Genomic DNA, 13527 nt, shown 5'->3' with positions numbered 1-13527 from the left:
GCCGGTGCAGGCCGCGATGGCGGCCGCGCTGGATGACGACGTCCACGACAAGCTGCAGCGCGAGCGATACGCCCGGCGGCGGGCCGCGCTGGCGCCGGCGCTGCGCTCCGCCGGGTTTGTCATCGACCTTTCCGAAGGCGGCCTGTACCTATGGGCCACCCGCGGCGAGCCCTGCCGGGACAGCGTCGCGTGGTTCGCGCAGCGCGGCGTCCTGGTCGCACCCGGCGAGTTCTACGGCCCCGGCGGTGCCCGGCACGTGCGCGTGGCGCTGACCGCCACCGACGAGCGCATCGCGGCCGCGGTGGACCGGCTCACCGCGCCGCCCGGGGCCTGATCGCCGCCCGGCCACGAATATGGCCGGTCCGCCTGCCGCGCGGCCGGGGCGGGCGGCAGAATGCATCGAAGGCGCTCCGACCTCGGGTAAGGATGTGGTTGTGACAACTTCGGCTGGCAAGCTGCGGATCCCGGTGTCAATAGGGGACCTGGCCAAGCGTGTCTTTCTGGGCAAGCCGCTGATCACCGAGGAGTTGGCATCCGAGAAGCTATCGAATCCGGTTGCGCTGGGAGCGCTTTCGCCCGACGCGATCTCGTCGACCGCTTACGGGCCCGAGCAGATCCTGATCGAACTGCTGCCGCGTGCAGGGCTGGCGGCGTTTGTGTTGTTGCTTCCCATCACGGGCGTCATCTTGCTGATTCTGGTGTTGGTTGCCGCGTCGTATCGGCAGGTCGTCATGGCCTATACCCGAGCCGGCGGTTCCTACATCGTGGCGCGGGAGAACTTCGGGCCGCGGGTGGCGCAGGTCGCCGCCGCGGCTCTGTTGATCGACTATGTGGTCACCGTGGCGGTGCAATCCGCAGCCGGGACGGTGGCGGTGGTATCGGCGATCCCCGTCTTGGGTCCGCACAGCCTGCAAATCACGGTCGCGGTGGTGCTGGTCATCTGCTACCTGAACCTGCGCGGACTGAGGGAGGCGGGCTGGCAGTTCGCATTCGCGACCTACTTCTTCGTCGTCATGATCGGCCTGATGATCGTGGTCGGTATCCTTCGCGTGACATTCGGCGATCTACCGGTGTACGACCCCGCGCACCTGCCGGGCACGGTGCCAGTCCAGCAGGGTGGCGGATTGGTGATGGGCGCGACCGTCCTGACGTTGCTGCGCTCGTTCGCCAATGGGGGCTCGTCGCTGACGGGGGTCGAGGCAATCTCGAACACCGTCGATGTGTTTCGAAAGCCGCAGGGCCGCAACGCGCGTCGAGTGCTCACCGCTATGGCCACTATTCTCGGCTTCTTACTGGCCGGTGTCGCCTATCTCGCCTACGTCACCCATGCCACACCGTATGTCACCGAGTATCCGTCGGTCCTGTCGCAAATCGGGCGCGCGGTGTTCGGTCACGGTGTAATCGGTGACATCCTCTATATTCTCGTCCAGACATCCACCGCTGCCATCCTTTTCACGGGCGCAAACACCAGTTTCAACGGATTCCCTGCGCTGGCCAGCTTCGTCGCAGAAGATCGATTCCTGCCGCGCCAGCTGACGAAACGCGGTCACCGCCTGGTGTTTTCGAACGGAATTATCGCGTTGACGGCGCTCTCGGTAGCCTTGCTGATTATCACCGGGGGGTCGGTCAACGCGTTGGTCCCGTTCTACGCGATCGGCGTGTTCACCGGCTTCTCGATGGCCGGTTACGGAATGACCAAACATCATCTGACGCACCGGGAATCGGGTTGGCGACGCCGCCTGGCGATCAACCTTTCCGCGGCGATCCTGTCGACCATCGTGGTCGGCATCTTCGCGGTCGCTAAGTTCACCGAGGGCGCGTGGTTGGTCGTCGTCGTCTTCCCGCTACTGGTGTTCGTGCTGATGCGACTCAACCGCGAATATCGTGCCGAGGCGGCCATTCTCGAGATGTTCCGCACCGACCGCCCGGAGTTGGTGAAGTACGCGCGGCACAAAGTTTTCGTGTTTGTGAACTCGGTCGACCTCGCGGTCATCGAGGCGCTGCGCTACGGCCGGGGGCTGCGCGCCGACGAGCTTGTCGCCGTGCACTTCATGGTCGATGAAGCCCATGCGCAGCTGATCCGAAAGCGTTGGGATCACTTTGAACTCGACACGCCACTGCGGGTGGTGGACTGCCCGGACCGTCGGATCACCCGTGCCGCGCAGATGCTGGTCGCCAAGGCGCGCGATGAGCAGCGGAACACCAATGTGACGGTGTTGCTGCCACGTCGCACGTATGCGCCGCTGCTGGGTCGGCTGCTGCACGACCGCACCGCGGACAAGGTCTCCCGCGCGGTCAGCCTGATCCCGGATGCCGCGGCGACGATCGTGCCCTACGACGTGCAGTCGCGAATCCAGCAGGCATACCCCGATAACTTCGAGCAACGGATCGCGCGCGAGCTCGAGAAGGTGGAGGCCTGGGTTAACGAGGACGAAGAGGAGAAGGTCGAAGCGTATGAACACCCCGACCCTGGGCCGTCGGTGATTACGGTGGCGGGACTAATCCCCGGCCAGCGCGCCACCTTCGAAGGACGGGTGAATCAGGTCGAGGACGTCAATGAAGGTAGGCGGACCCGGCGGCAGGTCGTCATCGGCGATAACAGCGGCGAGATCAGCGTGACGTTCCGTCCAGGACATGGGGGCGCAGACATCCAGCCTGGGCAGCTGTTGCGGATCACCGGCAAGCCCAAGCAGACCGGCAACCGGCCCATGTCGTTGGTCGACCCGACATATCAGGTGATTGAGGACCCGGCGAAGGCCGGCAGAGCCGGCGATTCGGGGGAATCCGGGGAACAGAAAGGACAGGCGTGAAACGACTGGCAGCCGTATTGATCTCGGTGTTGAGCTTCGCATTCACCGCCAATGGCTACCGCCCGCTGACAAAGCGGCCGTACGGCGCCATGTATGCGTTCGGCTACGGCGTTTTCGCGTCGGAACTTCCGATGCAATCGCTCGGCGTACAGTTCGCGGCGCTGGCGTCGGTCGCACGCGGCCTGCCGCCGCGGGTACGCCGATTCAGCTGGCTGCTGTCGGCGGTGTCCTGGCTCGGGCTCTTGGGTCTGCGCCACGTCGGGCGCAATGCCAACGAGCCGCTGACCGCCGCGCTGGATGCCGGGCTGGGTCACGATCGTCGCACCGAGTCGGGCGATCTGTGGCGGCGGCCCGCGCCCGGCGGCGCGACCGCGAAGAAACCCGGTGTGGCCCGAATGCTGCGGATCTATCGCGACTACGCGCACGACGGCGACATCAGCTACGGGGAGTACGGCTCGCGCAATCATCTCGACATCTGGCGACGGCCCGACCTCGACCGCGGCGGTCGCGCCCCGGTGCTGCTGCAGGTCCCCGGCGGCGCGTGGGTGACCGGAAACAAACGGGGACAAGCACATCCGCTGATGAGTCATCTGGCCGAGCTCGGCTGGATCTGTGTCGCGATCAACTACCGGCTCAGCCCGCGCTCCACCTGGCCCGACCAGATCGTCGACGTCAAGCGCGCGATCGCGTGGACCAAAGAGCACATCGCCTCCTACGGCGGCGACCCGGACTGGATCGCGATCACCGGTGGCTCGGCCGGCGGGCACCTGTCGTCGCTGGCCGCGCTGACGCCGAATGATCCGCGGTTCCAGCCGGGTTTCGAGGAGGCCGATACCCGGGTGCACGCGGCCGTTCCGTTCTACGGGGTCTACGACTTCACCCGAAACGACGACTCCATGCATCCGCTGATGGTGCCGATGGTGGCGAAGCAGGTATTCAAGCTGAGCAGGACGGAGATAGCCGAGCCCTTTCGCATCGCCTCGCCGATCACACACGTCAGCGACGATGCGCCGGCGTTCTTCGTGCTGCACGGGACCAACGACTCGCTGATCCCGGTCGAACAGGCCCGCAGCTTTGTCGCGCGGCTCACCGAGGTCAGCCGCCAGCCCGTCGTCTATGCCGAATTACCGTACGCACAGCACGCTTTCGACATCTTCGGGTCGGCCCGCGCGGCACACGCCGCGGTGGCCGTCGAGCAGTTCCTCGCCGAGATCTACGCGAAGCGTGCGGTTTCCGTATAGGCGCCGTTAAGCGCTGACACCCCAATGGAATACGCGGGAGGTCAGCAGCACTATCCCCAGCGAGACCGCCGCGACGACGACGAGCCCGATGACGGCCACCAGGAGCGGCCGCCATCCGGTCCGCGCGATCTGCCGGATGTCGGTGTTGAGTCCGACTCCGGCGAAAGTTAGCAGGAACGCCCACTTCGATACGTTGGCCAGGTTCGCGGTTTGGCCCTTGGTCAGCCAGCCTGCGGTCGCGATCGCCGAGACCGCCAGAAAGCCGAGCACGAACTTCGGGAACTTCTGCCAGACGAACTCGGCCTTGGCTTTGGCGCCGCGCGCGATCTCGTCGGCTTGGCCGCGCGCGGCCCAATACAGCGCGAAGCCGAGCACGACGAACCCGATCAGCGCGTTGCGGGTCGACTTGACCAGCACGGCGATCTTGCCGGCGTGGTCGGAAAACAGGTAACCGGTGGCGGTGGTTTCCGCGGTGTTGTCCACCGCCAGGCCCGCCCACAGCCCGAACTCCCGATCGGTCAGCCCGATCGCGTGCCCCAGCGGCGGCAACACGAACAGCGCCACCGCCCCCAGCGCCAGGATCGCCGCGATGGCGTAGCCGACGTCGGAGTTGCGCGCCCGGATCGCGCCCTTGGCGGCCACGATCGCCGACACCCCGCAGATCGACGTACCGATCGCCAACAGCGAACCGAGCTTGCCGGATAACCCGAAGGCGCGCGCCGCGACGATGATGATGGTGCCCGCGACCGCCATGTCGACCAAGATCTGGAGCAGGCTCAGCCCGCCGAGTTTGGCGACGTCACCGAGCACGAAACGCGCTCCGAGCACGACGATCCCGGCCTTGAGCCAAAACTCGTATGTCTGCACGCCCGGTCGAAATATCCGGTGCAGTCCGGCGGTGTTGGCGATGACAAGCCCAATCACGATGGCCCACAACACGTATTCGATATCGGGCACCCGCCAGTGTTCATGCTTGGCCAGTGCGTTCCACCAGATCTGGGCGTATTTGCCGAGCAGCCCCACGGCGATCAGCAACACCACGCCGGGTACGTAGTCCAGCGGCCGGCGGCTGGTGAAGGCAGGCTCGTCCAGCGTCGCTTCGCGTTCGAGTCCGGTGGTGCTCACGCGATCACCACGGAATCTTCGGCAGCGCGTCGGCCACCGCCAACGCGACGATCACCCCGGCGACCAGGGTCGCCCACCAGTCCACCGATATCGAGCCGGCTCGCTCGCGCCAATCACTCACGCGCTCACATTTGCGTGCGCGGCCTCGGCGGCCAAGTGATTAGATCGTGGTGAATCTAGCGGGCCGGCGGGCGCGGGCTGCGTTCGTTGAGCAGATCGATGACCCGCGCGGCGAGGTCGTCGATGCCGGCGCTGGTGGTGTCGAGCAGCAGGTCCGGATTCTCCGGCGCCTCGTACGGGGCATCGACGCCGGTCATGCCGGACAGCTGGCCGCTACGGGCGCGCGCGTAGAGGCCCTTGGGATCCCGCTTTTCGCACTCGGCCAGCGAGGTGGCGACGTAGACCTCGATGAAGGGCAGCTTGGCGGCTTCGTTGAGGGCACGCGCGATTTCGCGGTCCGACTTCAGCGGTGACACCAGTGATGCCAGCGCGACGACGCCCGCGTCAGCCAGCAGCCGAGTCAAATGCCCGACCCTCCTGATGTTTTCGGCGCGGTCGCCGGGGGAGAAGCCCAAATCGTCGGACAGGCCGTGGCGCAGGTTGTCGCCGTCGAGCAGGTACGCCACCCGCCCCGACTCCACGAGCGCGCGCTCGACGGCCACCGCGATCGTCGACTTGCCCGACGCGGGCAGTCCGGTGAACCAGATCGTCGCGCCGGGCTGTCCGGTGGCCCGCCAGCGGTAGCCGCGGTCCAGCGACGACGGATGCCAACGGATGTCGGTGCGCGGATGCGCGCCCGGCTTGACCTCCCGTGCCTCGACGATGGTGCCGGCGCCAACGGTGTCGTTGGTGGTCTCGTCGATCAGGATGAACGCGCCGCTGTCACGGTTGTCGGTGTACCTGTCGGCGATGACGACCGAGCTGGTCCGCAGCGTGATGGTGCCGATGTCGTTGAGCGCCAGTTCAACCGGGCCGTCGAGCTCGTCGAGCGTCTCGGGGTCCAGCCGCGTGTGCAGCGCCTGCACGGTTGCCCGCACGGTCTTGGTGGTTTGTTTGAGGGCCAGCCGATCGCCCGCGCGCAGCGGTGAGTCCACGAACCAGCACACGGTCGCGTCGAGCTCCCGGGCCAGTACCGGCGGAACCGCATCCTCGGCACCACTGACGAAGACGTCGCCGCGGCCCACGTCGATGTCGTCGGCCAGTTCGATCGAAACCGACAGCGGGGCAACGGCAGTCGTGCGTTCGTCGTCGAGGGTGTCCACGCCGGTGACTGTCGAGCGGGTGCCGGCGGGCAGCGACACCACCGGGTCACCGACGCTCAGCGTTCCCGCCGCCAGGCGCCCGGTATAACGACGGCGCACGTCGGCGGTCGGTCGGGACACCCACTGCACGGGGAGGCGCAGCCGTGCCGGCTCGGCCTGCGGCGCGGCCAGTTCGATGCCCTCCAGGTACTCGAGCAACGTGGGGCCGCCGTACCACGGGGTGCGCTCGGAGCGGTGGACGACGTTGTCCCCATGCTTGGCGGCGATTGGAATGACGGTGATGTCCACGCCGCCGAGGCGTGCCGCCAACTGTCGCAGCTCGTCGGAAACCTCGGTGAACTTGCCCTGGTCGAAGTCGATGAGGTCGATCTTGTTCACCGTCGCGACAAAGTGCTTGATGCCCAACAGCTTTGCGATGCGGGCGTGCCTGCGGGTCTGGCGCAACACCCCGGCGCGTGCATCGACGAGCAAGATGGCGACGTGCGCGTTGGAGGCACCGGTGAACATATTGCGGGTATAACGCTCGTGGCCGGGGGTGTCGGCCAGGATGTAGCTGCGGGTGTCGGTGGCAAAGAAGCGGTAGGCGACGTCGATCGTGATGCCCTGTTCGCGTTCGGCGCGCAGACCATCCGAGAGTGCGGCCAGATCCGCGATACCCTCGGTGTCGGTGACCGCTTCCAGGTGGTCCAGCGGCAGGCTGTCGGTGTCGTGCAGGAGCCGTCCGATCAGGGTGCTCTTCCCGTCGTCCACGGAGCCCGCGGTGGCGATGCGCAGCAGCTGGCGCGTTATGCCCTTGGGAGGCAAGGGCTTTTCTGAACCGTTCGTGCTCGTCATCAAAAGTAGCCTTCTCGCTTGCGGTCTTCCATCGCGGCCGCCGACGTGCGGTCGTCGGCGCGCGTCTCGCCGCGCTCGGACACCGTCGCCGCGGCGATCTCGGCGATGACCCGGCCGATGTCGGTGGCCGTGGAGCGCACCGCCCCCGTGATCGTCAGGTCGCCGACCGTGCGGTAGCGCACCCACTCCACGGCGGAGCTTTCGCCCGGGCGCGGTCCGGCGTACTGCGAGACCGCCAGCAGAATCCCGTCGCGCTCGAACACCTCGCGTTCGTGGGCGTAGTAGATCGACGGGAGTTCGAGATTCTCCAGCTCGATGTAGCGCCACACGTCGAGTTCGGTCCAGTTGCTCAGCGGGAACACTCGCACCTGCTCGCCCTTTTTGATGCGGCCGTTGTAGAGCGACCAGGGCTCCGGTCGCTGGGCGCGGGGATCCCACTGGCCGAACTCGTCGCGGAAGCTCAGGATCCGTTCCTTGGCGCGGGCCCGTTCCTCGTCGCGGCGCGCACCCCCGAAGGCGGCGTCGAAGCCGCCCGCTTCCAGCGCGTCGAGCAGCGTGCGCGTCTGCGCCCGGTTGCGCGACGCCCCCGGTCCCGGGTCGGGCACGCGGCCGCTGTCGATGGATTCCTGTACCGAGGCGACGATCAGCTTGTGCCCGTGGCCGGGGACCCTGCGGTCCCGGAATTCGATCACCTCGTCGAAGTTGTGGCCGGTGTCGACATGCATCACCGGAAATGGCAGCGGCAGCGGCCGAAACGCCTTTTCCGCCAGCCGCAGCAGCACTATCGAGTCCTTGCCGGCGGAAAACAGCAGCACCGGGCGCTCCAGCTCAGCCACGACCTCGCGGATGATGTGGACCGCTTCGGCCTCCAGCAGGCGCAGTTCGTCGACGCGCCGTGCCCCGTTCGTGCTAACCGCCATTGAGCAAGACTAACCGTAGGGAAAACCTATGGAACACGGTGAATTACGTTCACGTTGAACATAATTCTTGTGCTTCGCCGGCCGCTCTCGTGCCGCGGTTGGCGGGTGAATACCCGAAGCCCCCGACAAGTCGTACACTCCTCGCATGACCGAGCTGCGGGTGGGTGTAGCAGACCTGCAGATCATGTCCGCCCGGTGGCAGACGCAGGCCGCCACGCTGGGCGTTAGCGCGCCACGGACGCTGGGATTGTCGTGTCAGCCTAGCGCGCTGGCCGTCGACGCGGGGCATGTCGCGGTAGCGGCCGCGGCGACGTCGCTGAGGACGAGGGTGCAGACGGGTGCGACGAAAGTCGCCGAAGCCGACACTCGGTATGTCACCAATGAAGCCAATTCGTCGGCGAGACTCGCCACAGTGGCCCGCTAGAACCGGTGTAGCGATGGCGGCCGTTGGCGGATCGTTTCCGAGTTTGTCCAAGCTTTTGGACTGGCCCACCGAGCATCTCACCCAGGCGGCCGACTCCTGGACATCGACCGGCAATCAGTGGGATGAAGTCTTCACTCAGATCTGGCGCGACAGCGTAGCGGTCGAGTGGAGCGGCCATGCTGCCGAGGCGCTGCACGGCCGGACCGCAGGCGACAAGGCAAAAGTCAGCGGGTTAGTTGAGCAGTTGCACACGGCGGCCACCGTCGCTCGCACCGGTGCCTCCGAGCTCTACGCGGCCAGATCCCGAGTGCGGTACGCGGTTGAGGACGCCGAGGACGCCGGGTTCGAGGTCGGTGACGATTTCGCGGTTACTGATCGCTGGAGCGGCGGATCCTCCGCCGAACGCGCGGAAAGGCAGGCCCAAGCAGAAGCGTTTGCTGCCCGTATTCGCCAAAGCGCCGTGCAACTGGTCGGCATGGATCAGCAGATTGCGAGCAGAACCACCAACGCCCTGAACGGCATCGCGAATATTACGTTCCCCGAAGATGATCCGACCACCACGACCACGACGCCGCCCCCAACTCCGAAGTGCGATCCCGAAGACGTCGCAAAGTTACATCGGGAAGTAGACGATTTCGATCGCCGGTGGACCGATTTCGAACGCCGAGTCAACGAGCACAACCTCAAACCGCACGAATTCGATATCAACGATCCGGTTCAGCGCGAGGCCGCCGCCAAATACCAAAAAGAAACGGAAGCCCTCAAGGCCGAGGAGGATCGCCTCATGCGGGAGAGGGACAAACTTCGCCAAGACGTCGTGACGTGCGGAATCAAGATCATCAATGGCCAGGTGCAGTGGCCGGATGGATCGACAAGCCCGAGCCCGACCACGACCCCGGCGCCAACCCCGACACCAGCCCGCTGAGTTGCGTCGGCAAGTGCGGGTTCCACCACGGATCGGCGGCAACGGGCTTCGTATCGGCTTGCTGGCACTGACCGCGATCATCGCGGCACTCGCCGGGTTCGTGGTGTACGACCACCAGCAGGCCCGGCGGCCGTCGGACGGCAACCCGCATCCCGCGCGAACCCAGTCGCAGACCGTGCTGCCGTTCACGGGCCTCTCTGGACCGGAAGGGCTGACGGTCGATTCGGCCGGCGACGTGTATGTCGCCGACGGCGCCAACAACAGGGTCGTGAAGATAGCGCCCGAATCGGGGGCGCAGCAGGTGCTCCCATATGCGGGCCTCAACAAACCTTTCTCGGTGGCGGTCGATTCGGCCGGAAGCGTGTACACCTTCGACAAAAACGATCGGGTGGTGGAATTGGCCGCGAGGCACAACACCCAGCGGGTGCTGCCGTTCGCCGGCCCCGAGTCACCCACGGGCATGGCCGTCGATTCGGCCGGCAACCTCTATGTCTCACAGTGTCTTCTGCACCGGGTGGTCAAGCTGGCGGCGGGATCGCACACCCAGGAAGTGTTGCCATTCGCCGGACTCGCCTGCCCCGGAGGGCTGGCGGTCGACCCCGCCGGCAACGTCTACGTCGTCGAGCAACTCACGGACCGGGTGGAGGTATTGGGCGCCGGTTCCGCGGACCGGCGGACGCTGCGCTTTCCGGACCTGTTCAACCCTGCCGCGATTGCGGTCGATTCCTCCGGCAACCTCTATGCGACCCAGTCTTTTGAGCATAAGGGCTCTCAGGTAATGGAATTGGGGACGCGGACCGGCCTGCACCGGGTGCTCCCGTTCACTGGTCTCGATGGCCCGAGCGGTGTCGCGGTTGATTCCGTCGGGAGCGTCTATGTCACCGACCACGGCAACAACCGGGTGGTGAAATTGACCGCTGGCTAGTGCCCGGGCGGACTCACGCCGAGCGCTCCAGCACCCGCAACCCAAGCGAAAACAGTAGTCGCACATCGGGATCGGCCAGGGACGTCGACAATAGCTTCTCGATCCGCCGCACCCGATAGCGGACGGTGTTCGGATGAACTTGCAGCCACTGCGCGGCGGCGCCGATGTCACCGAAACTGTCCAGGTAGGCCCCCAGCGTCTCGGCCAGCACCGCATCCCGCGCGAGCAGGTCGCGTATCCGCGGATCGACCAGCCGCTCGTCGGCGCCGACCAGGGTGACAATCTCGTCGAGCAGAACGGTCGTACGCGCCTCGGCCAGCGACGTCACCTGACCGATCGAAATCGGGTGTCGCTCAGCGCTGTCGAGCACCCGGTCTACCTCGATGCGTGCCGCGGCGGCCTCCGCCAAGCTCGCGATCGGCGCGGCGATGGCGGCCCGCAGCTCGACACCGAGCTCGGTGCGTAGTGCGCCGATGGTGCCGCGGACCCACGAGGTGACCGACCGCGTCGTCGCGGTCTGCGGCAGCAGCACGTAGATCCGTGAGCCGTTCGACGCGACCTGGGCGTCACGACGAAAAGCGCTGGCGCTCAACGCCAAGACGTCAGGCAACCGCGCATGGCGGGCATCGGCGTCCGCGGTGTCCCAGCCGATCACCGCGGCGCTCCCGTGCGTCGCGAGACCGAGTTCGGCCGCGACGGCGGCCACGTCGGCCGGTTCGGCGTCGGTCAGGCCCAGAACCTGCTGCACCCGCCGCGCATGCGTGGACGGCCGCGCCAGCAGCCGCGACATGATCCTGGCGGCGAGCACCGCCGCGCCCCGCAGCATCTCCTCGGCGTCGTCGGCCAACGGCTGCGACCCTTGTTGCACCCAGATCGTGCCGGCGAACGCGGGCGGCTTGCGCGGCCCGGGTTGATGGATTCCGATGGCCAGCCGCGGCCGCAGACCCAGCTCCGGGCGCTCGGCGACGCGCACCACTTCGTCGCTGGATCGCAGCGCGTCGAAGATGCCCCACTGGCCGATCCACTCCAAATGCTCGGGCGGGCCGGCGCGCCCCAGGATGGAAAGGCGGCGCAGCTCGTCGGCTTCGTCGTTGGAGGCCGAATAGGCGAGCACGTGCGACTGCGCGTCTTCGATGCTGACCATGCCGTGGATGCGGTCGGCGAGTGACTGGGCCAAGCCGAAGAGGTCCGTGCCCGAGTCATCCACCGCATCGCCGCGGTCGCCGTGGTGTTCCAGGACGTGATTGACCAACTGGTAGAGCCGTTCCCACCGGGCCCGCGGCTCCACGGCGACCACCGCCGACCCGGCCTCGACCGCCCTGGTCACCAGCGCGTCCGACGGTTCCTTGACGAAAATCGCCACCGGCGCCCGCTCGCGCGCCTGATTGTCGACCCAGCGCAGGGCCTCGTCATCGGTCACTCCCAGCAGGAAGAACACGTCGGCCGATCCGGCCGCGGCCGCCAGGCCCAGCCGCACATCGTCGGAATCGATCAGCGCCGTCGAGCCCACCGGAAGGTCCAGGCCGCGCGGCGCGTCCACCAGGCTGACCAGGGTCGCGTCCAGCGCCAGCAGCAGCTGACCCAGCCCGACGCCAGGAACCCGCATGTTGTCCGATTCTACTATCAAGAGGGCCTGATGTTGTCTGATCAGCCAACACAACGCCGGGCCGCGCCGAGGATCCTGGCAACATGGACGCGATCACTCAGGTCCCGCTGCCGGCCAACGAGCCGGTCCACGACTATGCCCCGCAATCGCCAGAACGCACTCGCCTACGTGCCGAATTGGCCGCTCTGGCCGACCACCCGATCGACCTCCCGCATGTCATCGGCGGCAAACACCGCATGGGTGACGGCGAGCGCATCGACGTCGTCCAGCCGCACCGGCACGCCGCGACGCTGGGCACCCTCACGAACGCCGTGCACGCCGATGCGACCGCCGCCATCGAGGCCGCGACCGCGGCGAAATCCGGTTGGGCGGCAATGCCGTTCGACGAGCGTGCCGCGATATTCCTGCGCGCCGCGGACCTGCTGGCGGGGCCGTGGCGGGAGAAAATCGCCGCCGCGACGATGCTCGGCCAGTCCAAGTCGGTCTATCAGGCCGAGATCGACGCGCCCTGCGAGCTGATCGACTTCTGGCGCTTCAACGTGGCGTTCGCCCGCCAGATCCTGGCCCAGCAGCCGGTGAGCGGACCGGGGGAGTGGAACCGCAGCGACTACCGCCCGCTCGACGGCTTCGTCTACGCGATCACACCGTTCAACTTCACCTCGATCGCGGGCAACCTCCCGACGGCGCCGGCGCTGATGGGCAACACCGTGGTGTGGAAGCCGTCGATCACCCAGACCCTGTCGGCGTACCTGCTCATGCAACTGCTCGAGGCCGCCGGGTTGCCGCCAGGGGTGATCAACATGGTCGCCGGCGACGGCTTCGCGGTTTCCGATGTGGCACTGGCGGATCGGCGGCTGGCGGGCATCCACTTCACCGGATCGACCGCCACCTTCCAGCGGCTGTGGTACCAGGTCGGCACCCATATCGGTCACTACCACAGCTATCCGCGCTTGGTCGGCGAGACCGGCGGCAAGGACTTCGTGGTCGCACACGCCTCGGCGCGGCCGGATGTGTTGCGCACGGCCTTGATTCGCGGATCCTTCGACTATCAGGGCCAGAAATGCTCGGCCGCGTCGCGCGCCTTCATTCCCCATTCCGTGTGGCAGCGGATGGGCGACGACTTCCTGGGCGAGACGGCCGCGCTGCGCTACGGCGACATCACCGACCTGACCAACTACGGCGGCGCGCTCATCGACCGGCGCGCCTTCCTCAAGAACGTCGACGCCATCGAGCGAGCCAAGGGCGCGCCGGCCATCACCATCGCCGTGGGCGGCGAATACGACGACAGCATCGGGTATTTCGTGCGCCCGACCGTGCTGCTGTCCGACGATCCGACCGACGAATCGTTCGCGAACGAGTACTTCGGCCCGCTGTTGTCGGTGCACGTGTATCCCGATGAGCAGTACGAGCGCATCCTCGAGGTCATCGACACCGGATCTCGCTACGCGCTGACGG

The 13527-nt window shown here is 66.9% G+C and carries 11 protein-coding genes; 7 read left to right on the top strand and 4 right to left on the bottom strand.

What is annotated here, in order from left to right; genetic code table 11:
- The 3 genes from A5736_RS22230 to A5736_RS22220 form a co-directional block, all read left to right on the top strand.
- Positions 1–334, top strand: a 334-nt coding sequence (locus tag A5736_RS22230) for an aminotransferase class I/II-fold pyridoxal phosphate-dependent enzyme (protein WP_139333506.1), incomplete at its 5' end; no start/stop codon positions are given.
- Positions 335–434: 100 nt separating this feature from the next.
- Positions 435–2810, top strand: coding sequence for an APC family permease (locus tag A5736_RS22225; RefSeq protein ID WP_076248598.1), 2376 nt, complete (start codon positions 435–437; stop codon positions 2808–2810).
- Positions 2807–4051 (top strand): alpha/beta hydrolase, encoded by a 1245-nt coding sequence (locus tag A5736_RS22220; RefSeq protein WP_217695773.1) that lies wholly within the window; start codon positions 2807–2809, stop codon positions 4049–4051. Before A5736_RS22225 ends, A5736_RS22220 begins: the two co-directional genes overlap by 4 nt.
- 6 nt (positions 4052–4057) lie before the next feature.
- On the opposite strand, the gene A5736_RS22215 is transcribed toward A5736_RS22220, so the two are convergent.
- The 3 genes from A5736_RS22215 to cysD form a co-directional block, all read right to left on the bottom strand.
- Complete coding sequence (locus A5736_RS22215; RefSeq protein WP_076248594.1) at positions 4058–5176, bottom strand: YeiH family protein; 1119 nt, start codon at positions 5174–5176, stop codon at positions 4058–4060.
- Between the two features lie 176 nt (positions 5177–5352).
- Positions 5353–7272 carry an adenylyl-sulfate kinase gene (gene cysC, locus A5736_RS22210; RefSeq protein WP_076248592.1) on the bottom strand — a complete coding sequence of 640 codons (1920 nt, stop codon included), beginning with the start codon at positions 7270–7272 and terminating at the stop codon, positions 5353–5355.
- The gene (cysD, locus tag A5736_RS22205) at positions 7272–8192 is read right to left on the bottom strand and encodes a sulfate adenylyltransferase subunit CysD (RefSeq protein WP_076248591.1); all 921 of its coding nucleotides are present in this window, start codon (positions 8190–8192) and stop codon (positions 7272–7274) included. Before cysD ends, cysC begins: the two co-directional genes overlap by 1 nt.
- Before the next feature lie 145 nt (positions 8193–8337).
- Here cysD and A5736_RS22200 point away from each other — a divergent pair, with 145 nt between their 5' ends.
- From A5736_RS22200 to A5736_RS22190, 3 genes are read left to right on the top strand one after another with little or no spacing between them, the layout of a single operon-like run.
- Positions 8338–8616 (top strand): hypothetical protein, encoded by a 279-nt coding sequence (locus A5736_RS22200; RefSeq protein WP_076127822.1) that lies wholly within the window; start codon positions 8338–8340, stop codon positions 8614–8616.
- A 13-nt stretch (positions 8617–8629) separates the two neighbouring features.
- The gene (locus tag A5736_RS22195; protein ID WP_076127825.1) at positions 8630–9541 is read left to right on the top strand and encodes a hypothetical protein; all 912 of its coding nucleotides are present in this window, start codon (positions 8630–8632) and stop codon (positions 9539–9541) included.
- A gap of 13 nt (positions 9542–9554) precedes the next feature.
- The gene (locus A5736_RS22190; protein WP_175611359.1) at positions 9555–10466 is read left to right on the top strand and encodes an NHL repeat-containing protein; all 912 of its coding nucleotides are present in this window, start codon (positions 9555–9557) and stop codon (positions 10464–10466) included.
- Between the two features lie 13 nt (positions 10467–10479).
- Here A5736_RS22190 and A5736_RS22185 read toward each other — a convergent pair whose 3' ends face one another.
- Positions 10480–12072 carry a CdaR family transcriptional regulator gene (locus A5736_RS22185; protein WP_076248587.1) on the bottom strand — a complete coding sequence of 531 codons (1593 nt, stop codon included), beginning with the start codon at positions 12070–12072 and terminating at the stop codon, positions 10480–10482.
- Positions 12073–12155: 83 nt separating this feature from the next.
- Between A5736_RS22185 and pruA the strand changes: the two genes are divergently transcribed.
- A partial coding sequence (gene pruA, locus A5736_RS22180) for an L-glutamate gamma-semialdehyde dehydrogenase (protein WP_076248585.1) occupies positions 12156–13527 on the top strand: 1372 nt, incomplete at its 3' end.

Source organism: Mycobacterium sp. SP-6446 (genome assembly GCF_001954045.1).
Taxonomy (GTDB): Bacteria; Actinomycetota; Actinomycetes; order Mycobacteriales; family Mycobacteriaceae; genus Mycobacterium.
This window is presented reverse-complemented; position numbering and strand designations above follow the sequence as displayed.

Excerpts from the sequence above, each read along its gene's own strand:
- cysC (WP_076248592.1), bottom strand. The coding sequence starts at position 7,272 with ATGACGAGCACGAACGGTTCAGAAAAGCCCTTGCCTCCCAAGGGCATA.
- cysD (WP_076248591.1), bottom strand. The coding sequence starts at position 8,192 with ATGGCGGTTAGCACGAACGGGGCACGGCGCGTCGACGAACTGCGCCTG.
- A5736_RS22200 (WP_076127822.1), top strand. The coding sequence starts at position 8,338 with ATGACCGAGCTGCGGGTGGGTGTAGCAGACCTGCAGATCATGTCCGCC.
- A5736_RS22195 (WP_076127825.1), top strand. The coding sequence starts at position 8,630 with ATGGCGGCCGTTGGCGGATCGTTTCCGAGTTTGTCCAAGCTTTTGGAC.
- A5736_RS22185 (WP_076248587.1), bottom strand. The coding sequence starts at position 12,072 with ATGCGGGTTCCTGGCGTCGGGCTGGGTCAGCTGCTGCTGGCGCTGGAC.